At 47.1% G+C, this 24,063-nt stretch carries 24 protein-coding genes and 1 other annotated feature; of the genes, 2 read left to right on the forward strand and 22 right to left on the reverse strand.

Annotated elements, in window-relative coordinates; genetic code table 11:
• Positions 1 to 4 precede the first annotated feature (4 nt).
• Entirely contained in the window at positions 5 to 1,147 is a 1,143-nt protein-coding gene (locus AC58QD_RS12370; RefSeq protein ID WP_497333548.1) for an N-acetyldiaminopimelate deacetylase, read from the forward strand.
• A 75-nt stretch (positions 1,148 to 1,222) separates the two neighbouring features.
• On the opposite strand, the gene AC58QD_RS12375 is transcribed toward AC58QD_RS12370, so the two are convergent.
• The 3 genes from AC58QD_RS12375 to lspA all read right to left on the reverse strand — a co-directional run bounded on the left by AC58QD_RS12375 (position 1,223) and on the right by lspA (position 3,904).
• Entirely contained in the window at positions 1,223 to 2,383 is a 1,161-nt protein-coding gene (locus tag AC58QD_RS12375) for an aminotransferase A (protein ID WP_497333550.1), read from the reverse strand.
• A gap of 83 nt (positions 2,384 to 2,466) precedes the next feature.
• Complete coding sequence (locus AC58QD_RS12380) at positions 2,467 to 3,417, reverse strand: RluA family pseudouridine synthase (RefSeq protein WP_497333552.1); 951 nt, start codon at positions 3,415 to 3,417, stop codon at positions 2,467 to 2,469.
• Positions 3,386 to 3,904, reverse strand: a complete 519-nt coding sequence (gene lspA / locus AC58QD_RS12385) for a signal peptidase II (protein WP_497333554.1) — start codon at positions 3,902 to 3,904, stop codon at positions 3,386 to 3,388. The genes AC58QD_RS12380 and lspA overlap by 32 nt, the downstream gene beginning before the upstream one ends.
• A gap of 123 nt (positions 3,905 to 4,027) precedes the next feature.
• Between lspA and AC58QD_RS12390 the strand changes: the two genes are divergently transcribed.
• Complete coding sequence (locus tag AC58QD_RS12390; protein ID WP_497333556.1) at positions 4,028 to 4,759, forward strand: TraR/DksA C4-type zinc finger protein; 732 nt, start codon at positions 4,028 to 4,030, stop codon at positions 4,757 to 4,759.
• Between the two features lie 25 nt (positions 4,760 to 4,784).
• On the opposite strand, the gene AC58QD_RS12395 is transcribed toward AC58QD_RS12390, so the two are convergent.
• From AC58QD_RS12395 to spoVE, 19 genes are all read right to left on the reverse strand, one after another.
• On the reverse strand, positions 4,785 to 5,117 hold the full coding sequence (locus AC58QD_RS12395) for a DUF5665 domain-containing protein (protein WP_497333558.1): 333 nt from the start codon (positions 5,115 to 5,117) through the stop codon (positions 4,785 to 4,787).
• A gap of 83 nt (positions 5,118 to 5,200) precedes the next feature.
• Positions 5,201 to 7,960 carry an isoleucine--tRNA ligase gene (gene ileS, locus AC58QD_RS12400; RefSeq protein WP_497333560.1) on the reverse strand — a complete coding sequence of 920 codons (2,760 nt, stop codon included), beginning with the start codon at positions 7,958 to 7,960 and terminating at the stop codon, positions 5,201 to 5,203.
• A 61-nt stretch (positions 7,961 to 8,021) separates the two neighbouring features.
• Positions 8,022 to 8,288 (reverse strand) — a binding site (T-box leader).
• A gap of 118 nt (positions 8,289 to 8,406) precedes the next feature.
• Positions 8,407 to 8,898, reverse strand: coding sequence for a DivIVA domain-containing protein (locus AC58QD_RS12405; protein ID WP_497333562.1), 492 nt, complete (start codon positions 8,896 to 8,898; stop codon positions 8,407 to 8,409).
• A 96-nt stretch (positions 8,899 to 8,994) separates the two neighbouring features.
• The gene (locus tag AC58QD_RS12410; protein WP_497333564.1) at positions 8,995 to 9,777 is read right to left on the reverse strand and encodes a YlmH family RNA-binding protein; all 783 of its coding nucleotides are present in this window, start codon (positions 9,775 to 9,777) and stop codon (positions 8,995 to 8,997) included.
• Between the two features lie 20 nt (positions 9,778 to 9,797).
• Positions 9,798 to 10,088: a YggT family protein gene (locus AC58QD_RS12415; protein WP_497333566.1), complete on the reverse strand. Its 291-nt coding sequence runs from the start codon at positions 10,086 to 10,088 to the stop codon at positions 9,798 to 9,800.
• 5 nt (positions 10,089 to 10,093) lie between these two features.
• Positions 10,094 to 10,534 carry a cell division protein SepF gene (locus AC58QD_RS12420; protein ID WP_497333568.1) on the reverse strand — a complete coding sequence of 147 codons (441 nt, stop codon included), beginning with the start codon at positions 10,532 to 10,534 and terminating at the stop codon, positions 10,094 to 10,096.
• Positions 10,535 to 10,574: 40 nt separating this feature from the next.
• Positions 10,575 to 11,261, reverse strand: a complete 687-nt coding sequence (locus AC58QD_RS12425; RefSeq protein ID WP_497333570.1) for a YggS family pyridoxal phosphate-dependent enzyme — start codon at positions 11,259 to 11,261, stop codon at positions 10,575 to 10,577.
• A gap of 34 nt (positions 11,262 to 11,295) precedes the next feature.
• A complete protein-coding gene (gene pgeF, locus AC58QD_RS12430; protein WP_497333572.1) occupies positions 11,296 to 12,156 on the reverse strand; it encodes a peptidoglycan editing factor PgeF in 861 nt (286 codons plus the stop codon).
• Positions 12,157 to 12,250: 94 nt separating this feature from the next.
• Positions 12,251 to 12,550 (reverse strand): YlmC/YmxH family sporulation protein, encoded by a 300-nt coding sequence (locus tag AC58QD_RS12435; protein ID WP_497333574.1) that lies wholly within the window; start codon positions 12,548 to 12,550, stop codon positions 12,251 to 12,253.
• 170 nt (positions 12,551 to 12,720) lie between these two features.
• Positions 12,721 to 13,503 carry an RNA polymerase sporulation sigma factor SigG gene (sigG, locus tag AC58QD_RS12440; RefSeq protein ID WP_497333576.1) on the reverse strand — a complete coding sequence of 261 codons (783 nt, stop codon included), beginning with the start codon at positions 13,501 to 13,503 and terminating at the stop codon, positions 12,721 to 12,723.
• A gap of 130 nt (positions 13,504 to 13,633) precedes the next feature.
• Positions 13,634 to 14,356, reverse strand: a complete 723-nt coding sequence (gene sigE, locus AC58QD_RS12445) for an RNA polymerase sporulation sigma factor SigE (RefSeq protein ID WP_497333578.1) — start codon at positions 14,354 to 14,356, stop codon at positions 13,634 to 13,636.
• A 103-nt stretch (positions 14,357 to 14,459) separates the two neighbouring features.
• Positions 14,460 to 15,383, reverse strand: coding sequence for a sigma-E processing peptidase SpoIIGA (spoIIGA, locus tag AC58QD_RS12450; RefSeq protein ID WP_497333580.1), 924 nt, complete (start codon positions 15,381 to 15,383; stop codon positions 14,460 to 14,462).
• A gap of 284 nt (positions 15,384 to 15,667) precedes the next feature.
• Positions 15,668 to 16,783: a cell division protein FtsZ gene (gene ftsZ / locus AC58QD_RS12455; protein WP_497333582.1), complete on the reverse strand. Its 1,116-nt coding sequence runs from the start codon at positions 16,781 to 16,783 to the stop codon at positions 15,668 to 15,670.
• A 51-nt stretch (positions 16,784 to 16,834) separates the two neighbouring features.
• The gene (gene ftsA, locus AC58QD_RS12460; RefSeq protein ID WP_497333584.1) at positions 16,835 to 18,073 is read right to left on the reverse strand and encodes a cell division protein FtsA; all 1,239 of its coding nucleotides are present in this window, start codon (positions 18,071 to 18,073) and stop codon (positions 16,835 to 16,837) included.
• A gap of 202 nt (positions 18,074 to 18,275) precedes the next feature.
• On the reverse strand, positions 18,276 to 19,088 hold the full coding sequence (locus tag AC58QD_RS12465) for a cell division protein FtsQ/DivIB (RefSeq protein ID WP_497333586.1): 813 nt from the start codon (positions 19,086 to 19,088) through the stop codon (positions 18,276 to 18,278).
• A 319-nt stretch (positions 19,089 to 19,407) separates the two neighbouring features.
• A complete protein-coding gene (gene murA / locus AC58QD_RS12470; RefSeq protein WP_497333588.1) occupies positions 19,408 to 20,676 on the reverse strand; it encodes a UDP-N-acetylglucosamine 1-carboxyvinyltransferase in 1,269 nt (422 codons plus the stop codon).
• Between the two features lie 56 nt (positions 20,677 to 20,732).
• Complete coding sequence (gene murB, locus AC58QD_RS12475) at positions 20,733 to 21,638, reverse strand: UDP-N-acetylmuramate dehydrogenase (protein ID WP_497333590.1); 906 nt, start codon at positions 21,636 to 21,638, stop codon at positions 20,733 to 20,735.
• Between the two features lie 219 nt (positions 21,639 to 21,857).
• The gene (gene murG, locus AC58QD_RS12480) at positions 21,858 to 22,922 is read right to left on the reverse strand and encodes an undecaprenyldiphospho-muramoylpentapeptide beta-N-acetylglucosaminyltransferase (protein ID WP_497333592.1); all 1,065 of its coding nucleotides are present in this window, start codon (positions 22,920 to 22,922) and stop codon (positions 21,858 to 21,860) included.
• Positions 22,923 to 22,929: 7 nt separating this feature from the next.
• Complete coding sequence (gene spoVE / locus AC58QD_RS12485; protein ID WP_497333594.1) at positions 22,930 to 24,027, reverse strand: stage V sporulation protein E; 1,098 nt, start codon at positions 24,025 to 24,027, stop codon at positions 22,930 to 22,932.
• Positions 24,028 to 24,063: the final 36 nt, after the last annotated feature.

Here is a 24,063-nt window from a genome sequence, read left to right on the forward strand (position 1 = left end):
GCTTATGACGACCGCGATCGGCAGTTATTCCGACATTCGCAGACAGCTTCATCGGATCCCCGAACCGGGTTTCCAGGAATTCAAGACCCAGCAGTTCCTGCTGCAGTTCATAGCCTCTCTTCCTCAAGAACGGCTCGAGGTCAAGACTTGGCGTACTGGTATCCTTGTTCTTATTAAAGGCACGGATCCGAAACGGCGTTTCGGATTCCGCGCCGATATGGACGGATTGCCGATCAGCGAAGACACTCAATATGACTTTCAGTCTGTTCATGAGGGCTACATGCATGCATGCGGCCATGACCTGCACATGACGATCGGACTTGGCATAGTGTCAAGCTTCACTCAGCAGCCAATGGAGGACGATCTTGTCGTCATCTTCCAGCCTGCTGAGGAAGGTCCAGGCGGGGCGCTGCCCATGCGTGAGAGCGAGGAATTCCGCGAATGGCAGCCGGAACAGATCGTCGCGCTTCATATTGCACCGGAGTATCCGGTGGGTACCATCGCGACGAAGCCTGGTATTCTGTTCGCGAACACATCCGAACTGTTCATCGATTTGACTGGCAAAGGCGGTCACGCTGCCTTCCCGCATCTCGCCAATGATATGGTAGTGGCGGCGGCGCACTTCCTGACTCAATTGCAAACCATTGTGTCACGCAATATAAATCCGCTTGACTCTGGTGTTGTTACAGTGGGTCGGATCGAAAGCGGCACACGCCAGAACATAATCGCCGAAAAAGCGCGATTGGAAGGCACGATTCGGACGTTATCGGATCGTTCCATGCGGCTCATCAAGTCACGAATTGAAGCACTTGCCAAAGGCACTGAAGCGGCATTCGAATGTCAGGTCGACATCGACTACGGCTCTAATTATTTGCAAGTCTATAATAATAAAACCTTGACCCTCGAATTCCGAGAATGGCTTCGAACGGATGAAGCTAACGGTGCGGTTCGATTCATTGATTGTACTGAAGCTATGACAGGTGAAGATTTTGGATACTTCCTTGAGCAAATTCCCGGCTTCCTGTTCTGGCTTGGAGTGGATACGCCATACGGATTGCACCATGCCAAGCTTGAGCCTAACGAACAAGCAATGGATGTGGCGATTGACACAGTCAGCCGATACTTCCGCTGGAAATCAGCCCAATAATGCAGAAAACCCTCTGGAGATCATCACGGACTCCAGAGGGTTTTCTGCATTTAAATACGGAAGAAAATAGTACTGTTACCTAGCTCGACTAACGAACCGCTCTAATCGATCGAGCGCTTGCTCCAACACCTGCATGGAATAAGCATACGACAATCGGATGTATCCTTCGCCATGTCCAGAGAATGCATCCCCTGGTACAACAGCCACTCGTTCCTCTTCCAGAAGCTTCATCGCAAACTCCATGGAGCTCATTCCGAATGGTTGAATGGAAGGGAACAAATAGAAGGCGCCTTCTGGTTTCTCCACATGCAACCCCAAGCCAATCAGACGTGCGTGGACATAGTCCCTGCGCTTGCGATATTCCACCTTCATCGGCTCCGCATCATCGATTCCATTCGTCAGTGCTTCAACGGCAGCGTACTGGCTGATAGAACTGGCGCAGGTTACATTATATTGATGCACCTTAACCATATGCGCGGTGAGGTAGGCGGGTGCGAATGTGAACCCGATTCTCCAGCCTGTCATAGCATGTGACTTCGACAGCCCATTAATTACAATGGTTTTCTCGCGCATCGAGCCTATTGTTGATATAGAGTGATGACTCCCGTCATAAACTAACTCACTGTAGATTTCATCGGAGATGACGAACAGCTCGCGGTCCTGCACAAGCTCTGCAATTTCCTTCAACTCAGCCTCATTCATCACACGCCCCGTCGGGTTCGACGGATAGCAGAGCACGATCGCACGCGTTCGCTCTGTAAGATGCTCCTTGATCAAGGAAGCTGTAAGTTTGAAGCCGTTACCAGTCGTATCCACGTACATGGGCACCCCGCCGCATAGCCGGATAATCGGTTCATACCCTGGATATAACGGTCCCGGCAATATAACCTCACTGCCTGCTTCCAGTATCGTGCGAAGCGTAATATCCAGCGCCTGACTTGCCCCTGCGGTTACAATAACCTCGCTATCCGGATTGTAGTCCATTCCATACTTCACCCGAATGAAATGGGCAGCCGCATTTCTGAGCTCCGGCAACCCAGCATTTGGTGTGTACACAGTCCGATTGTCGTCCAATGCCCGTTTTCCCGCTTCCACGATGTGCGCGGGTGTAGGAAAGTCTGGCTGGCCGATTGTAAGCGTCAGTGCATCTTTGTAGGTCGCGACTAAATTGGATATTTTACGAATGCCTGAAATTTGAATCCCCTGCACACTCGAATTAACGAGATGCTCAAGCATATGTTCCCCACTCCTCTCCCTGCCTATCATTAGCGCACTCTGCTCCCCGCTTCATGTGCCGTTCTCTGCATGATCTCTCCTGCTTACATCATTTTTAACACTTCCAACAACTTAACCATATCGTCTGGGAGTGGAGCTTCGAACTCCATATATTCGTCTGTTCGCGGATGGCGAAATCCAAGTGAACCTGCATGAAGAGCTTGTCCTTCCATCCATTTATCGAATCGGTTGCGAAGACCATATACAGGATCACCGACTAACGGATGACCAATAAACTTAAGATGAACCCGTATTTGATGCGTCCGACCCGTTTCCAGCTTCAATTGCAATACCGTGAAATTACCGATACGCTCAAGAACCAGAAAATGAGTTACAGCATGTTTACTATTGCGATTCGTAACGGCGAACATTTTGCGGTCAGCCGGATCTCTTCCTAATGGAGCATCAATCGTTCCATGATCGTGGGCCACATTTCCTTGAACAACAGCCGTGTACACCCTCGTAACAGAATGATCCTTGAGCTGCTGTGCCAATGATATATGAGCTTTATCGTTTTTTGCTGCCATCAACAGACCAGATGTATCCTTATCAATGCGATGCACGATTCCAGGTCTCAGCTCTCCATTAATTCCGGACAAGTCTTTACAATGATGCATAAATGCATTTACAAGCGTCCCCGAAGTATGCCCTGGCGCAGGATGAACGACCATGCCTCTAACTTTATTGACGACGATCAGATCCGAATCCTCATACACGACATCAAGGGGTATCGGCTCTGCCGCTATATCTTTTGCAACAGGCTCAGGAACTTCAAGAACAACTGTATCTCCAACAGACAGCTTATGGTTCGATTTGACAGCAGCTCCGTTAACCTTCACATGTCCGCTTTTGACCCATATCTGAATTTGCGATCTAGATGTTTCTTCATCCAAGGATTCCGTAACAAATTTATCGATTCGTTCTCCGTTATGCTCCTGCTCGATTACCCATTCCAAAGCTTCATTATGATCCGCTTCCTGTTCCGTCCAGCTCATGTGTTTGCCCTCTTCTTTCTTTCCGCCATTCCAGTATGGAGTCTAAGAATATAAGAATAACCCCAATGACTATGGCTGAATCCGCTATGTTAAATATAGGATAAATATAATCAATTACGCCGCCTATTTGGAAATGGAACTGAAGGAAATCCACGACCTGCCCGAACAGAAGACGATCAATGAAGTTTCCAAGCGCTCCTCCCAGCAGCAAACCTAACGCAACTCCAAGCAGCTTCTTGCTTTTTTCCTTGCGGATTTTGTTCAAATACCACAATATCCCTGCTAAAACAACCGTTGTTGTGATAATGAAAAACCATCTCTGATCTTGCAATATGCTGAATGCCGCGCCTCTATTGCGATGCGACGTAATCTGAAAAAACTCCCCTATCACCGGACGAGTCTCATAAAGCTCCAAATTTTTAACAATGAGCCACTTCGTGATCTGATCCAGTACGAGCACAATGAGAGCGTACAAATAATAAATCATTCCATTATCCTCCTACTCGCTGTTAGTCAACCTGATTACCCTGATTATTCCTTCACTAAAAATGGACGTCTCCGTAAACCCTATGAGCATATGAATCTTAAGCATTCGAAAAGGAGTCGGAACATGAATCATTTGAACCAAAACCAACTCGATGAGCTTCGGCAACTGCTTTGGGAAGAGCAATCAGACCTGAAACTGCATGAGGAACTTAGCAAAGAATACGGGCTTGACGATTCAACCAGTGTGTCCACAGGCGAGTTATCTGCTTACGACAACCACCCGGCTGATCTGGGCTCGGAAATGTTCGAGCGCAGTAAAGACATAGCTTTGAATCACAATGCGGAGCGTCATATGGAACAAAATCTTGATGCTCTTAGCAGAATGGATTCCGGTAATTATGGTTTATGTGTACAGTGCGGCCGACCCATTGCTTTTGAGAGGCTCCAGGCCGTTCCAACCGCTACCACCTGCATCGAGCATGCATCCCCGCAGGCACCGGTCAGCGATTACCGCCCTGTAGAGGAGCAAGTGCTTGAGCCAGCATTTGGCCGCTCCAGTGTTGACGGTAGAGATGATGAAACAGAATTCGACGGTGAAGACGCCTGGCAAATCGTTGAAAGCTGGGGAACCTCCAACTCCCCCGCCATGGCCGAAGATAACGAGATCCATGGCTATAAGGATATGTACATTGAAGCAGATGAGAATGAAGGCTACGTAGAGTCATTAGAAAGCTTTTTGGCCACAGACATTTACGGGCAGCATGTTACGGTTGTTCGCAACAAACAATACAAGCAGTATATGGACCAACACGAAGGAGAACCATTATTAGAGCCAGATCGAATTGAAGATGTTTAAGGTCGCCTTCACGCCTTTTCAATCATCAGAACGCTCTGCCTTCCAATTGCACCTGCACTATTTTGACGATATCCGCAATGAAGTCACCGATTATAGGCAAATTCAGAGCTCCTAATAAACGAAGTCCATAAAGAATCAAAGCAGTAAACAAAGTGAATCCAATCGCAATCCCTACACCTCTTGCAATTCCGAACAACAAATTGATGGCAATTAACCTTCGAGGTTTGTTCAACAGCATCACATAGTCAGCGATTTGGGTTTTTTCCATTTGATTGGCAATTTTAATTAACCGCTCATTTAATGCTGACAATTGCTTCGAATCCAAGGAATTTTCCTGGCTGCTTGTTGTACTATCCATCGAATTGCCGCCCCCTGCTGCCTTTAGTTGTATGGGAGAACCGGTTGATTACTGCCGGCTCTCCACCTGTTCGCATAGCCTGATTATAGTAATTGTACTACGGATGAACAACGTCTACAAAGTGCAGGATGTTCCTTGTCTTCCCCTACCTCTGGCGTCACGTTCCAGCAACGTTCACATTTCTCACCCTCAGCCTGCTTCACAGAAACAGACACTAGCTCTAACTTGACCGCATCTGCCGGAACTTCTTCAGTCGAAGGATGATTCGTTACCTTGGATACGATGAACAAGTTATCCAGATCATTGAACTGAGCTAACAATTCAGCGGTCTTTGCGTTCGGATACAAATGCAGGCTTGCGCTAAGCGAGTTCCCTATAACTTTGTTCTTCCTCGCCTCTTCTAATGCCTTCAGCACTTCATCGCGAACTTCATTAAATGAATCCCACTTCTGTTCGAGGGAAGGATCGTAAAGCGTCTTATTAATGACTGGCATATCCGATAATTGGACACTTAAAGTGTCTGTACCTGGAATGAACTTCCAAACCTCATCTGCGGTATGCGGCAGAATAGGTGCGATTAGTTTAGTTATTACCGTCAAGGTCTCGAATAATACGGATTGACATGCTTTACGCTGCTTATCATCAGGTGCACTGACATACAAGCGGTCTTTGACAATATCCAGATAGAACGCACTCATCTCCACCGCGCAGAAATGATGAACTGCTTGGTAGACAACGTGGAATTCATAGTTCTCATAAGCCTGGAGCACTTTCTCAGCCATCCGGTTAAGACGAAGCACAGCAACGCGATCCAGCTCATTAAGTTGGTTAAACTCGACTTTGTCTTCGGCAGGATCAAAGTTCGTCAGATTACCCAGCAAGAAACGGAGCGTATTCCGTATTTTGCGGTATACTTCGGTAATTTGCGTCAAGATGTTATCGGATATACGTACATCGGACTGATAATCTACGGAAGCGACCCATAGACGTAATATGTCTGCGCCGAGCTTGCCGCATACTTGATTCGGATCAACTGTATTCCCCAATGATTTGGACATTTTGCGGCCTTCACCATCAAGCGCAAATCCATGGCTTAGAATGCCTTTGTACGGGGATTGACCGCGAACCGCAACTCCAGTGATTAAAGAAGAGTTGTACCATCCGCGATATTGATCAGATCCCTCGAGGTATAGATCAGCAGGCCACTGAAGCTCTGGACGTGACTCAAGAACGGCAACATGGCTGGACCCGGAGTCAAACCAGACATCCATAATATCGGTTTCTTTACGGAAATGCTCATGTCCGCATGACTCACAACTCGTTCCGGCAGGTAATAATTCCTGCGCATCTCGAACAAACCAAGCGTTTGAGCCAACATTATCAAAAATGGCAGCTATATGTTCAATGGTTGCTTCATTCACTAACGGAGAATTACAAGAACGGCAGTATACGATCGGGATGGGCACACCCCATACACGCTGTCTGGATATACACCAGTCTCCACGATCCGCAATCATGTTATGCAGACGTATCTCGCCCCAGCTCGGTGTCCATTTCACCCGTTTAATCTGCTCCAGCATCTCCCCTCGGAATTTGTCCACAGAGGCAAACCATTGCTCCGTTGCTCGATATATTACAGGTTTCTTAGTTCTCCAGTCATGAGCATATTGATGCTGGATGAAGCTTAACTTGAGCAAATGCCCGGACTGCTCCAGCTTCTCCGTAATCAGCTTGTTCGCCTTGTCGTAGAATACCCCTTCGAAGCCCGGCGCTTCCGAGGTCAGATGACCTTGGTCATCCACAGGGCATAATACACCCAAATTATATTTCTGACCGACGTAAAAATCATCTTCCCCATGTCCCGGCGCAGTGTGGACACACCCTGTTCCTGCATCGAGCGTTACATGATCGCCTAATATAACCAGGGACTCCCGATCATAGAATGGATGTTGACAGGAAACGAATTCCAACTCGGAGCCTTTCACCGTTGCAAGGGTTGTAACCTCGCTCCAATCAAGCTCCTTCTTAACGGAAAGAAGTAGGCCTTGAGCTACGATGTACTTGTTCCCACCTGTCTCCACCATTACATATTCCAACTCTGGGTGCACCGTAATGGCCAGATTAGCAGGCAGTGTCCACGGTGTAGTGGTCCAGATCACGATCGCTGCATCATTAGGCACAATCCCTTTGCCGTCCTTGATATCGAACGAAACATAAATGGATGCCGAAGTCTTCTCGCGGTATTCGATCTCAGCTTCGGCTAGCGCACTCTCGGAAGAAGGAGACCAATACACAGGTCTAAGCCCCTTATAAATATAGCCTTTACCTACCATATCCCCGAATACACGAATTTGCTGGGCCTCATATTGGGGCTGCAAAGTGATATAAGGGTTCTTCCAGTCTCCTCTAACTCCCAAACGCTGAAACTGGCTTTTTTGACGTTCTACCCACTGCAAGGCATATTCCTCACAATACTTGCGGAATTCGTCGACCGTCATCTTCTTGCGATCGACCTTTCCACCGTTCGCAATGGCCTGTTCAATAGGTAAACCATGCGTATCCCAGCCCGGAACATAAGGCGCGTCGAATCCATTCATCGATTTGTAACGGACGATAAAATCTTTAAGCACTTTATTAAGCGCATGACCAATATGAATATCTCCATTCGCATATGGTGGCCCATCATGCAGAATGAATTTGGGCTTACCCGCATTACGCTTCTGTACTTGAGTGTAGATATCGATTTCATCCCAGTGCTGTTGCATATTAGGCTCAGCTTGCGGCAGATTGCCTCGCATAGGAAAGTCTGTCTGCAGCAAATTTAACGTTTTACTGTAATCCATAGATTACTCTCACCCCTTAATGAACTATTGTTTATTGCCAACAAAAAAACTTCTCATCCCAACAAGGGACGAGAAGCTTACTCGCGGTACCACCCTAATAAGCGTCTACGATCGTTCTGAATCAGGAAGATCGCATAACACGCTCACTCGACGATTGAATAACGGGAACCACCCGGTGCTCTCTAGAACGAACGTAGATTGTGCGCTCGTCATCAAGATACGCTCCTGGGTGATATTCGGAATTCGCCTACGGCTGCCAGGCTCACACTGCCCCCGGCTCGCTGATGCCGTCCTGATCGAACCTACTCGTCCCAGTCATCGCTTTGAACTATATATAACTTTCTTGTAATGTCAGAAAAACAACCGCTATCGCGGTTTGTCCCATGGATCATACTATGATGAAGTATAGCGAATGGTGGAATGTTCGTCAAATGAGTGACTTGTCCTTATTCAAGGATCGATTCTTTCTCCCTGCTGCCACTGTTCAATGTATCCCATTGGTCATTGCGCAGCATCTCGAGTTGAGCTTCGACCAAGGTCCGGAATCTCGTTCTGTAGATGGAAGCCTGCTTTTTCAATTCTTCAATCTCCATCGATACTTTACGTGACTTCGACAAGGATTCATTGATAATGCGGTCGGCATTCTTCTCTGCTTCTTTTACAATAAGCTGCGCTTCCTTCTTGGAATTGCTGCGCACCTCATCCGCTGCCTCTTGCGCAACAATAATAGTCTTGCTGAGCGTCTCCTCAATATTCGAGAAATGGGTTAGCCGCTCCTGAAGACCATGTATCTGATTCTGAAGATCTTTATTCTCACGGATTAAAGCCTCATAGTCCTTAATCACCTGATCTAAAAATTCATTGACCTCATCTACGTCATAGCCCCGCACACGTCGGCCGAATTCTTTATTATGTATATCCAATGGCGTTAAAGGCATTGGTGCACCTCCTGAAAATTTGGAAGAATCCACACGTTCCGTGTCGTTCTTCTCTTCTTACCATTCGACGTAATGATGCAAAATCCTGCATCAGCCCTATACGTATTTCCCGACTTTCAGTCGAATACGCCCCTTTTTTGTCTCGCCCTGGGCCTCGATGATACGAAACCTTCCAAAGCCCTGGAATGAAATCACATCTCCAGCCTTCAAGATCTGACTGGGATCCTCTTCGACCTTCCAATTCACCTTGCAACGTCCGTTCTTAATGGGAGGAAGCACTTTTGCCCGGCTTAATCGATAAACATCGCTAACGATTCCATCCATCCGCATAGAGGCCACAGAGAGATTCATTTCATCAAGTGTTTGTGCGGAGGTCTGCAACTGTGTGAGGGGTACCAAATCAGTCCTAACATGAACTCGATTCACCTGCTGAAGCTGAAGCCGAATGTAATCGGCAATCTCCGACGCAATTACACAGTGACACTGCCCTTCCAACACATAAATATCACCGATCTTATCACGCTTCAAGCCAAGTCCGAGCAACGATCCAAGGAAATCTCCATGTGTCAGCTTGCCAAACTGTGCATCCTCCGAAGTAATGACGAGCACGGACAGCTGGAAGCTATCCTCCGAAGACTGCATATAGTCTGGAGCAATCCAGGCCCTTTTCCGTTCCGCTTGCTCATGCCCGCCGAATAATTGGACCCCGGCATCCGGGTGTCGGCCCGCCAGGGTACCGAATATGTATGCCTGTCTGGGATCAAGAAAATCCGTCAGCTTTACAGCATGCTGCTCGCTTGCACGGAATAGCCAATCCCAGGCTTTATCGACAAAATGATGTTCATCTGGATGGAAATGCTTGTATATTTCAGGTTGCAAAGTTCATCACCTTTTTATGATTAAAACATGCTTAACAAGTAACCGACTACCGTATTAATCCCCATTACTACAAATCGCAATGCAATTAACGCGACTATTGGAGAAATATCTATCATCCCTGCTATCGGCGGAATAAATCTGCGGAAAGGACTCAAGTAAGGCTCCACCAGCTTGCTTAGGATTTCACCAATAAAGCTTTCTCTCGCACTTGGCAGCCATGAGAGAAGAACATAGGCAATAACCAGGTATTGATATATGACTCCCAACTGTGAAATATAATGTTGGATGTTGAGAATTGTGACTTCTGACAACGTGTTCACCTCGATTTTCTGTATTCTTCCTCTTCATCCATCATGTCCGAAATAGCGCCTTGTATTTCAATCGAATCGGGGGTGCATAGAAAAATATTAGGACCGATCTTCGAAATACCGCCATTCAAAGCATAAACCGTGCCGCTCAGAAAATCTACAATACGGATAGCTTGGTCTGGACGCACTCTCTGAAGATTAACAACTGCAGGACGGCGGGATCTTAAGTGATCTGCAATTTCTTGTGTTTCTTCATATGAGCGAGGTTCGGCTAACACAACTCTCGTGTTGCGTTGAGAATGAATACTTACGATGTTTCCCTTATTTTTACGGGGATCTGTCGATGAGGTTTCATTTTCATCCGTTTCATCCACGATTTTCTCCCGTTCAATCACTTCTTCTTCATCCTGCAGCCCGACAAAGTTCAAAAAACGATTCATAACGCCCATCTTATATTCCTCCTTCGATTCCAATATGATATAGCTTCTCCTATTCTTTACCCACTAACACGGTTCCCAATCTGACCATGGTCGCACCTTCTTCAATGGCCACCTCAAAATCGTTAGACATGCCCATCGACAAGTGAAAAACCGTATAACCTAGCACTCCGCTTGCATTAAGCTTATCCCTCCATTCCCTCAATTCGCGGAAAACAGGACGTGTAGCTTCGGCCTCCATCTCATAGGGGGCCATTGTCATAAGTCCTGCAATCTTGAGTCTCGGGAAAAGGGTAAGCTTCTCGGCGAACGTTAGCAGCTCCTCCGGTTCCAAGCCTTGTTTGGACTCCTCACCCGATACATTCAATTGGATCAGACAACGCACTTCCTCTATATTTCGCTTGGCAGCCTGCTTGTCCAATTCCTGGGCAAGAGATAGTCGGTCCAATGAATGAATATAAGTGAATTTATCAATAACCTCTTTCACTTTGTTCGTCTGCAGATGACCGATAAAATGCCACACGCCTTGAGAGCCAAGCGCTTCCCATTTGGCCTGAGCATCTTGCCAGCGATTCTCACCAATATGTATTAGCCCTTGCTGCATCGCCAGTCTGGTCGTCTCTAAGGAAACATATTTCGTAACGGCTATTTCCTGTACTTCCCCGCGGCTTCTTCCGCTGCGCAAGCAGGCAGCCTGGATCCGTCTTTCCACCTGCTCAATTCTTTGCTGAATGCTCACTTGCTGTCCTCCGCCTTCTACCCTCCAGCTCCAACTAGGAGCGCTTAAGGTCTATGCCAATCCATGCAGTCATCCGCCCGGTTCGGCCTTTCTCCTTCCTATGGGAGAAGAACGAATCTGTTCTGCAGCTTGTGCACATGCCACATATTTCGATACGACTCGGCAAAATTCCTGCTTTTATCATAATTTGTCTGTTTAATTGTTGCAAGTTCAACATATATTTACCTGGCTTATCCGATCTGGAGGCTAGAAACCTGTCATCTGCTTCAGAGATTCCGATCTGCTTCAAGGCCGCTAACACCGGATTCGCAACCGCTTCATCAATCTCATAACAGCATCCGCCAATTGAAGGACCAATCGCTGCCATCAGATCAGTTGGCTTGCTTCCGAAATGCACGGCCATCCCCTTGACAGTAGCTTCTGCTATTTGGAGCACCGTCCCTTTCCAACCAGCATGCGAGAGTCCAACTGCTTTCTGGACAGGATCAAAGAAGTACAAAGGAACACAATCTGCGAAAAAGGCAGTGAGCCACACTCCTGGTTCATTCGTAATTAATGCATCCGTATTCTGAATAGCGTCTTCACGGCTCAAACGGCCTTTCCCTCGATCACTAGCTGTCACTAGCGCTACTCTATCGCCATGTATTTGTTCAGCACAAGTCCAAGCTTCGAAAGGAACACCCAGCTGATCAGCCAGTATAGTACGATTAGCGAATACTTTATCTTCATCGTCTCCAACATGAAGCGCGCAATTCATCGACAGCAAATGCGCTTCGCTAACACCGCCTGAGCGGGATGTGATTCCGGCACTAACATAAGGAAATCGCTCCTGCCACTCTGCTATATGATAACCTGCTTGTTGGTCCGCTATTAGTTTAAATGGTTCTGTTGTCATACAATCACGTCCACCCCCAACCTTAATCTTACCATAGTAACACCAAAAAGGCTTCCGCCCAGCTTATTGGACGCACGCCTATTCAGAGATCCTCTTATCGGTAGGAACGATTATTATAGTCCTGAGGTACATCTCCTTCTTCTGCCGATCTGTACACCCGGGCATCGTCCAGCTTCACCAGAACGACATCCATGCCGATTTTTACGATATTGCGCCATGGGATAACTACGTCTGTTCCACCGCCGAAAAACCCAAAAAACTTGCTTTGGTTCGGCACCACAATCGAATCGATCCTGCCTTGTCGAAGATCGAGCTCCAAATCGCTAATTTGCCCCAGCTTTTTCCCATCCACGATATTGATGACGTCCTTGGATTGAAAATCTGATATTTTCACGAAGCATCACCACGAATCGTCTGTAGTTAGGCCAAGCACGCGGATTTAGCGCCTAAGCCTACAGTCCATTATATGTCGGGCTGTTCGGAAATGTCCTTCTTGTCGGACGAAGCGCAACTTTTTTTCTCAGGAAATGCAAACAGCCCCTTCTACAGGAGCTGTCCCATTCCCTACGATTTAACGTGCTTCTGCATTTGCGAGATCGCCGATTTCTCCAATCGTGACACTTGAGCTTGAGAAATACCAATTTCATCGGCTACTTCCATCTGCGTCTTACCTTCGAAAAATCGCATGGATAATATCATTTTCTCACGATCATTCAGCTTACGCATCGCTTCCCTTAGGGCAATTCCTTCAATCCAGGAAACATCTTTGTTCCGTTCATCACTGATCTGATCCATCACGTAGATGGGGTCACCGCCATCATGATAAATCGGTTCAAACAAAGAAACGGGATCTTGGATCGCATCTAGGGCAAACACAACATCTTCCTTAGGTACATTCAGAACTTCAGATATTTCATATATGGACGGTTCACGTGAATTCGTGTTCGTCAGGCTATCCCGGACCTGCAAAGCCTTGTAAGCAATATCGCGCAGCGAGCGAGATACCCGGATAGGATTGTTATCACGCAGATAGCGGCGAATCTCGCCTATAATCATCGGCACTGCGTAAGTGGAAAATTTGACGTTCTGACCTAGATCGAAATTGTCTATCGCCTTCATCAAGCCGATACAGCCCACTTGAAATAAATCATCTACGAACTCGCCTCGATTGTTGAATCTTTGGATTACGCTTAACACTAACCTCAGGTTTCCGTTAACCAGCTTCTCTCTTGCCATCCGCTCCTTGTTTTTTTGAAGCCGCACGAACAATTCGCGCATCTCAGCGTTCGTAAGTACAGGCAATTTTGAAGTATCAACACCACAGATCTCGACTTTGTTTCGGGTCATCGTGTACTACCTCCCAAGGAGAAACATTAATGTACATTATCTCCTTGGAAGATTTTTTTATGCGCTGCCCGCAGGTCATTGCTGAACGGCAAATTGTTATGAAAACGGTGTCTTCTGCACCGTGTCTAGCTTAAACCATCTTATTAAATTCCTTGCGTAAGCGCTTGATTATTCGTTTTTCCAGCCTTGATATGTAAGATTGCGATATTCCCAACATGTCGGCGACGTCCTTCTGGGTCTTTTCCTCCCCATCTTGAAGTCCGAATCGCAGCTCCATAATAATACGTTCTCTCTCGGAGAGCTTATCCAACGCTTTATGCAAAAGCTTCCGATCTACTTGCTCTTCAATATTACGATAAATCGTATCATTCTCGGTCCCTAACACATCTGACAAAAGTAACTCATTACCGTCCCAGTCGATGTTAAGAGGCTCATCAAACGATACCTCCGTGCGTAATTTACTATTGCGTCGCAAATACATAAGGATCTCATTCTCAATACAGCGAGAAGCGTATGTAGCCAGTTTTATTTTTTTCTCAGGATCAAACGTATTGACTGCCTTAATCAGTCCGATCGCGCCAATGGAGACAAGATCTTCAATATTGATCCCTGTGTTCTCGAATTTCCTGGCAATATACACGACAAGGCGCAAATTGCGTTCAATCAGCATAGCTCGGATAGCCGAATCGCCGGATGGAAGCTTCTCAAGCAAGTACTCTTCTTCTTCTCGTGAAAGAGGTGGTGGAAGAGCCTCGCTGCCCCCGATGTAATAAATCTCCTCACTCTTCAAGCCAAGTAAGAATAAGAGGCGATAATAATAAAGATGCATAAACAATTTCACTTTCAAGAGCATGGGGTTACCTCCTGATTACTATTGCCACCGCAATGTTGGCTTAAGATTTGGATTTTGTTGTTATGTGATTGTATTGAAAGGCGTTCGAAGCACAACAAAAGTGTCAAGCTTCTAATTGCACGAGCGTAGGATGGATAATGGCGTGGTAAGATCCGTCAGCGCATAGAGTGCCTCCGTCCAACCCGACTAAAACTTTGGCATTCACAATCTCGTTGTCGGCAAACTTAACCACCACCTTGTCAGGCTTCACAGCCAGCATAAACTGAGTGCCTCGATTAACTCCCCGATACGGGACTAGTCTTAGGCGGTCCTGCCAAATCCACTCGTCGTCGCCAATCGTCGCTATCAATTGATCCACTTCAGACATTCGAATACGCTTCATCCATTCCGGCGGGAGCATCTCCCTCCACTGTTCGGCTTCCAGCACCATGACAGGTGTTCGGGTCAAAGGATCGTACAGTTGATTACCCGTATCAACAAGCCCTGTGCATTGAGATTCGAAGTCCCCAATATAAATGCGTACTTGAGCCAAATATTGTGTCATCGCCTGTCGTCTTCGGGTAGCAGAGAACACCAGCTTGTAGAACCAGATCATGAAGGTCAGTCCGATCACGGTGAACCAGAACCCGATCTGCAATTGAAATGCGATTCCTCCAGTTCGAGTAACTAGAATCCCATTCATCACTTCACTAGAAGACTGAGTAAAAAAGTATAGAGCGAATACGCCTCCTGCTGCTGCAAAGTTAATCAGATAGAATGCGCCGAGATTGCGTAAAAATGCTTGAATCCCACCAAAGCCGAAAGCAGCAACAATCATGATTAAAGAAAGTACGCATTTCACAACGATAGTAAACATAAAGGATAAGGTAGGGCTCCACATCATGAGCACATACGAAGCGCCTATTGTCGCAGAAAGAGCTATTCTCCAAGTCTTTACAGGAAGCTTGCGTGTCCAAGCCGTTAAGTACAAGACTATTCCGTCTACGAACAAATTAATGAGGAAGATGAGATCCAGATAGACGACCACAATCATTCCTCCGCTTCTGCTGCTTCACTCTTGTAATAACCCTTATCTGCCTTCCATCTAGCAACTAACGCCCAACCGGATCAACGATTGAGTTTAGTATATAGTAAGCCTATTCCAAAGTCTGTCTAAACTTGTCACTGTAATGCATCTAATTTTAGCGAAATTTGCTGTTCTATGGGTAGGTCTGGACACCCACCCTGTTCGTTTTGAGGGATAACAGACAAAAACGCCGCATGCGGACAAGCCGCAGCGGCGTTTCATTTACTTAATTCTATGAAGTGATACTAGCGTCCGCCAGGGTTGTTTTTCCCGCGGTTACGCAAAAATGTAGGAATATCTAATTGATCACTAGATGGTTGAGTACCAAAAGGCTTGAGCGGGTTAGCATACTTCTCCGCAGGCTCGACCGCACCTGGGGAACGGCGAGGCGGAGCAACAGCAGCAGGCTTGTGTTCGAAGCCCGTAGCAATAACTGTTACCACTATCTCATCTGTTAAATTCTCATCGATTCCTGCACCAAAGATCATATTCACTTCAGCATCGGATGCAGTAGCGACGATATCTGCAGCTTCGTTAACCTCGTATAAGCTCAGATTAACACCGCCTGTAATATTCATAAGCACCCCTCTGGCACCGTCAATCGAGGTTTCCAGCAAAGGACTCATGATCGCCATCTTAGCCGCTTCTGCAGCCCGATTCTCGCCTTTGGCGACACCGATTCCCATCAAAGCGGATCCTCGTTCTGTCATGATCGTCTTGACATCGGCGAAATCCAAGTTGATTAGTCCTGGTACAGCTATCAAGTCAGATATTCCCTTTACACCTTGGCGAAGAACATTATCGGCTTCACGGAAAGCTTCCAACATCGGAGTTTTCTTATCGATAATCTCAAGCAGGCGGTCATTCGGGATGACAATCAGCGTATCCACTTTTTCCTTAAGAGCTTGAATACCCGCGTCAGCCTGTGCAGCACGCTTGCGTCCTTCAAATGTAAATGGACGTGTGACGACACCTACTGTCAACGCTCCGCATTCCTTTGCAATCTCAGCAATTACGGGAGCAGCACCTGTACCGGTACCTCCACCCATTCCAGCTGTAACGAATACCATATCTGAATCTTTCAGTGCATCAATAATTTGCTGACGTGATTCTTCGGCTGCTTTCTTACCTACATCCGGATTCGCGCCTGCGCCTAATCCGCGTGTAAGCTTCTCACCCAACTGAAGCTTAATTTGCGACTTGGCTGTATGCAACGCTTGTGCATCAGTGTTAGCGGTTATGAATTCAACACCTTTTACACCGAACTCGATCATTCGATTCACCGCATTGCTGCCGCCGCCGCCAACACCAATCACCTTAATTTTGGCTAATTGGTCTGTATCCAAATCAAATTCAAACATTCCACAAAATCCCCCTAACCGTTCCCGTATAATCATAGCGCCGCTAGAATTTTAGATAAACTCACTAATCCAGTTCTTGAACCTTTCCATCAATCCAACCTTAGTTTTTTCAGGTGCTGCTGCCTTCTTCGTTGTTTTCCTTACAGCGGATGTGCTGCGCTGTCTGGAATACTTGTACACATACTGGATAATTCCTACGCCATTCGTGTACGATGGGTCGCGGACTCCGATGAAATCGGGAACGGCAATACGGACGGAATTCTCCAACTCTATTTGTGCAATCTCCAACATGCCGGGCATTGTTACAGCCCCACCGCTAAGCACATAACCTCCAGCAGGCTCTGGATATCCAAGACGTGCAACTTCTGCACGGATTAATTGGAATATTTCCTGCACGCGCGGCTCAATTATGTTCGCCAAATCAACTTGGGAAAATTCTTTATCGACGTTACTGCCAATTCGATTTACTTTGAATACTTGATCACCGGCTGCATGTTCCACAATCGCACAGCCAAATTTAAGCTTGATCTTCTCGGCAATATCCAATTGAGTACGAATCCCAATCGAAATATCATTCGTGATATATTCTCCGCCAATCGGAATGGTCGATGTTGCAATCAAGCTGCCTTCGTCGTAGATGGCGACTGTGATCGCTCCAGCACCAATATCAACAAGTACGGTTCCGATCGCTTTCTCATCCTTAGAGAGGCACATCTGGCCTGCAGCTAGAGACATGAGAATGAGACCCGATACTTTCAAGTCCGCCTTCTCCACGACGCGAATAAGGTTATGTATGGAGGTCTTGGCACCTGTGACAATGGATGCCTCTACTTCCAAACGAACGCCTATCATTCCGCGAGGATCTTGAATTCCTTCTAATCCATCTACTAAATATTGCTTCGGCACAACGCCAATAATCTCACGTTCAGGAGGTAATGCAACTACTTTGGAAGCTTGCAGTACACGCTCGATATCTACTTCTCCAATTTCTCGGTCTTCATCGGATACGGCCACGACTCCGTGACTCGTCTGTAAGGCAATATGATTGCCTGTAATACCTACATACACTTCCGAGATCTGTATACCTACCATCCGTTCGGCATGATCTATTGCATTCCGAATGGATTGGACGGTTTGGTCAATATCGACAATAGCACCTTTACGAATACCTTCAGAGTCAGCTGAACCGACCCCAATTATATTGATGGCTCCATTATTCAACTCACCGATGATCGCTCGAACCTTGGATGTACCGATGTCCAAACTCACAATGATGTCATTGCTGCTCAACCCTTGGCACCTCCTGTATACTGGAAATAAACCTGTTATGGCTAAGTTTGCTTTTGTACATATTCCACACGGTTTATATTTTCCCTCTTTTTTCGTCAATTTTTTATGACGTTTTTGCAATGTAAATATTAGCAACTGCAATACTACATCATTACAATACTATCATTTCTTCAAATAAATGAGTAGTGTTCTTTTAAAAATGCTAGCCGTTCTTCTTAGTATCTTTACCTGAATTTGGAGTTGGCGAAGGCTTCAAGTTGTAATATTGTTCGAAAGGTGTATGCGTATCCACTTCAAGCAGCTCAAAAACACCAGATTCCACTTCTTTTTCTCTCATTTGAGCAATCATTTCTTCTAAATATGTCATTTTTTGTGCCAAGTAACCAACTGTTGTATATACTTCAAATGGAGAGCGTGTGTACATCTTGATTTTGTCTTCGTAGGTCGAAGTGGGCGAAGGCTTGATCTCTGAAATCTCAGCCAACAGCGTTGAAGGGATGCTGGCTAATGCTTCACAAAGTTTCCTTAACCAAGGATCATCAGCCTTCCATCCGGTCAGAATGGGTTTGTCCAATTGCACAGCTTGTCCGACTCCGGCAGCTACCGTCAATCCATTCGCTAACACCGCTTCTATTCTCCCATCAGCACCAAATTGGAAGGCGACACGGGCATATTCTTTGACTTTAATTTTTACAAGACCTGGGAACTTCTTAGATACTTCCACATCTTGCACTAAAGGCAATTGTTTGACCCTGTCCTTTAAAGCCCCTGAGCGAATACCGAAAAAGTGATCCCCTGGTTGGATGCCGAGCGAGCTCCTAATCGTATCCTCGGGAAGCAGCTCTTGCCCGGTAATTTCGATTCTCTCAATCTTGCTAATAGAGGAACGGAAGAAAAGAACCGCCAGAAGCACTACAAATAACAAGAACAGGAACCATAATAGCTTACGGCTGCTGCGTCTTCTTGGCTTCTCTTCTCTCAGTACGGGCATTTTCTCCTGCACGGGGTGCGACAATATAGTAACCTCCTTAAGCGAATGTGAAACATTCGCACTTCGAAAGCATAAGCTTAGCGAATGTGAAACATTCGCACTTCGAAAGCATAAGCTAAGCGAATGTGAAACATTCGCACTTCGAAAGCATAAGCTTAGCGAATGTGAAACATTCGCACTTCGAAAGCATAAGCTTAGCGAATGTGAAACATTCGCACTTCGAAAGTATTGCAGATGTATAAATACGCCTTTGGTCCCCTTCCTGAGTAAGAAAGGGGACGTGTGCGGCGCCTGAATTCCATTCTAAGCAAATCTATGAATCATGTAATCCATGCAACTAGGGCTATTTGTTGGTGACTGGCATGAACCGTTCAATTCTGGCACCCAGTCTGCTGAACATGAGTTCAATGCGGTCATAACCTCGATCAATGTGATGAATTTGCTCCACAATCGTCGTCCCGGCCGCGGCAAGTCCCGCTATGACTAACGCTGCGCCCGCTCGTAGATCCGTCGCTTCCACGGTAGCCCCGTAAAGCCGAGGAACCCCGCGAACGAATGCTGAGTTTAAGTCCACACGGATGTCAGCTCCCATTCGTCCGAGCTCATCAACATGTTTGAACCGGCCTTCAAAGATCGTTTCTTTAATAATACTCAGTCCATCTGCCAAGGAAAGAAGAACCATGACTTGAGACTGCAAATCGGTTGGAAAAGAGGGGTGAGGTGACGTTACGATTCGTTCCACCGCCTTAGGGCGTCCAGAACAGCTTACGTTCATTATATCACCGTCAATGTGTACTTGAACACCCGCTCGTCGCAGCACATGACTGACGGAGTTCATATGAGCAGGATTAACATGGGTCAACTGGATGTTACCTCTTGTAATGGCCGCAGCTACCATAATGGTACCTGCTACAATCCGGTCTGGAATAATACGATACTCGCATGGCACTAAACGAGTAACCCCTTCAATCGTGATCGTATCTGTTCCTGCTCCGATAATACGAGCACCCATGGCGTTCAAGAAATTTTGCAAATCTTGAATTTCTGGCTCTCTAGCTGCGTTGTATATCGTAGTAGTGCCTCGAGCCATTGCAGCAGCCATCATAATATTCTCGGTTGCGCCTACACTCGGGAAATCTAGGACAATATCGGCTCCTCGCAGAACGGGAGCCCTGCAAATAATCGTATTACCGGACTCTTGAATCTCGGCGCCAAGCGCCTGTAGTCCTTTCAAATGCAGATCGATCTTCCGATCCCCTATTGCGCAGCCTCCAGGTTGGTATACCTGCGCTTCACCGAAACGGGTTAACAAAGGGCCCATAAGAAAGATTGAGGAACGCATTTGCTTCATTAGTTCTTCAGGAATGTGAGAGGAGTGAGCGGGTCCGGTATCAAGCGTAACCGTCTCATCACGCAGCTCCGCCTTGCAGCCCAAGCTGCGTAAAATACTTAACATCACATGAATATCGAGTAAATCCGGCACATTTTCGATTCTGTGGGTGCCCTCCGCCATCATGCTTGCTGCCAGGATGGGAAGTGCCGCGTTTTTCGCTCCATGGATGCGGATCGTTCCGGACAGTGGCCTCCCACCTTCGATAACCAATTTTTCCAATGTTTCACCCTCCCGAAAGCTTGCAGTGCAAGCAGAAACCGGAAGTGTCACAACCGTCATTTTTCCCCAACCATCAATACTTCGGGAACAAGTCGAACGCCATAGCGTTCAAATACAACGCTTTGCATCCGTTCCATCAAACGCAGGACGTCATTAGCTGTCGCTTCACCAGTATTAATAATAAAGTTCGCGTGTTGAGTCGAGACCTCCGCCCCGCCTTCACGCGCTCCCTTAAGTCCGGCGTCTTCGATCAGCTTGGCTGCGAATTGATGGTCTGGATTGCGGAACGTGCTGCCTGAGCTTGCCAAATGCAGAGGCTGTGTGCGTATTCGGCGCTCCTTGTAGGACGCCATGGTGGCCGCAATTTCTTTGCGGTCCCCAGGAACGAGCTCGAGCACTGCTTCAGTAACAATGCCCGGCAACGTATGGAGTACGGAATGACGGTAAGCGAATAGCAGGTCCTCTTGTGGAAGTCGAACCAGTTCTCCGGTTTCTAGCACAATTTCAGCTTCTTTGAGAATTCGCGACATATCCGAACCGTGTGCTCCCGCGTTCATAAAAACGGCTCCACCTACTGTACCAGGGATACCCCCGGCAAATTCTAATCCAGTCAGACCTTCCTTGCCCGCTTGGACGGCCAATGTAATAAGCGAATAACCTCCGCCTACATGGATTTGGTTCCCTTCAAACCGAAGTTCATTCATCCCTTGACCCAGCTTGATAACAACACCGCGAATTCCCTTATCTGACACCAGCATATTCGAACCTCGACCTATGGGCACGAATGGCATCGAATGTTGATGCAGAATCCGGATCGTATCAACCAAGTGGGCTTTACTATCAGGAATGACGAGCAAATCCGCCGGACCGCCAATCTTCCAAGTTGTATAAGGCGCAAGCGGTTCATTCGGCAAGATGTCGCCAACTTGAGCAGCTTGCAATTCTGATATTATGGATTGCATAGTGGAACCTCCTTTACAGAACGGGGACTTAATCAGACGCAAGAAGGAGAAAACGGCCGTTTCTCTCGCTTCATGTTGTATAAATAAGTGTGCCCGGTGTCTGTCACGGCTATAGTGTATAGTATGAGAAACTGAACCATGTGTGACAAACGCCTAGTTATTATTCCGGGAGTTGTCATGGTTAGAAATGCTTATGAGGGACTGGGATAAACTTCGACTTCATAGTTTGTGAATCATATTCAATATCATGGACAAGCTGTCTCGACTCGAATGAGCCTTCATACGGTCCATATACACTTGGCGCTGATCATATAAGGCGCACACTTGATCATATAAAAGCTGAGGTGTAAGCTCCTCTTCCTGAAGCACCTCGCTAAAGCCGCTCCCTTGGAACGATGCTGCATTCAGAATCTGATCTCCCCTCGAGGCTTGTTTGGATAGAGGGATTAGTAACATCGGCTTCTGCAAAGCCAGAAACTCAAAGATGGATGTGGAGCCCGCACGAGAAACAACTACATCAGCCAAGGCCAAAAGATCAGGAAGCTCATGGGTCACATATTCGAACTGTTTGTATCCGCGAACGCCCTCCATTGCAGCATCCAGATTGCCTTTTCCGCATAGGTGCACGATCTGGAACCGTTCAAGCAGTCTCGATGCTTCCACTCGTACAGCCTCATTAATAATCCTCGACCCTTGGCTGCCTCCCATAATGAAGAGAACTGGCTTCTGCCTATGGAAGTCGCAGAGTGCTCTTCCCTTGGCTTCACTCCCAGCCAACATCTCATCGCGAATAGGAAGACCGGTGCATATTGCTTTGCCGCTTTGCACATGCCGCATCGTTTCTGGAAACGTAACACAGATATTCGTAGCGAATGGAAGCGACAGTTTATTGGCGAGACCTGGCGTTATATCCGATTCATGGATAATAACGGGTATTCTACGCATCCAGCTAGCGACGACTACAGGCACAGATACGAATCCTCCCTTGGAGAACACAACACGCGGGCGGATACGACCAAGGACTCGATAAGCATCCCATAATCCTTTTATAACTTTGAACGGGTCTTTCAAATTTTTGAGGTCGAAATATCGGCGCAGCTTGCCCGAGGAAATCGCATGAAACGGAATGTTCGCCTCTTGGATAATCCCGCGTTCAATTCCTTCGCTTGACCCTATGTATTGAACATTCCAACCGGAGTCTCTGAGTCTGCTTATCAGCGCCAAGTTCGGCGTGACATGGCCGGCTGATCCTCCTCCGGTGAATACGATCTTGCGGTCAGTCATTTGGTCTTCACCTCGAATAGCGAGAAATATTAAGAAGCACCCCGATCGCTGTCAGCATAAGCGTTAGCGACGAGCCCCCTGCGCTAATGAGCGGCAGGGTGATGCCGGTAACCGGAAACATGCCGATTACAACACCAATGTTAATGATCACTTGAACGGCAATCATCCCTACTATACCAACTGCTAGCAGACTGCCGAACGTATCTGGCGCAGTGATCGCAGCACGCATGCCGCGCCATACAAGAAGAAGGAACAAGAGCAGGACAGCCGCTCCGCCAATAAAGCCAAGCTCCTCCGAAATGATGGAGAAGATAAAGTCTGTTTGCGGCTCGGGCAAATAGCTGTACTTCTGACGACTCATGCCCAAACCGAGTCCAACTAAGCCCCCAGGTCCAATCGCGTACAACGATTGAATAATTTGATAGCCGGCACCAAGAGGATCTTGCCATGGATCCAGAAATGCGGTGATGCGCAGAAGCCGATATGGTGCAGCGACGATCAAACCAATTAAGCCTAGCACACCTACCATAGCGAGCATGAGGAGATGTGAGATTCTAGCTCCCGCTGTATAGATTATAATAAGCGAGGCCCCTACTAACACAGCTCCAGTTCCCAAATCAGGCTGCAGCATGATCATTCCGAAAGCGGCTCCCATGATTAGCAAGGGAGGCAGTAAGCCTTTCGTAAACCTTGTAATCCCCGACTGTTCCTCTGACAACAGCTTGGCCAAGAACACAATCATACCTAGCTTCATGAATTCAGAAGGCTGTATGCCTAGAGATCCGATACCAAGCCAGCTGCGCGCTCCGCCGCGAACAACACCGATTCCTGGAATAAGCACGATTACCAGCAGGACGAAACAAATAAGGAGTCCAGGCTTGGCAAACTTTTTCCATACCCAATAATCCGTGTTCATCGTAAAATACATTGCAATTACACCTAACACTGCGAACACGAGCTGACGTTTCACATAATACCCATAATCACCGAAGTCATGAAATGCGATAACGGCGCTGGCGCTGTACACCATGACAACGCCTATTGTCAGAATCGACAACGTAGAGAGCAAAATCCAGGGATCGGGGGAAGAACGAACTTTTGACATCGCCGCACACCTCTTGCAACAAGATTGAGGGGCTTG

The organism is Paenibacillus sp. J2R1T-4, assembly GCF_059692235.1.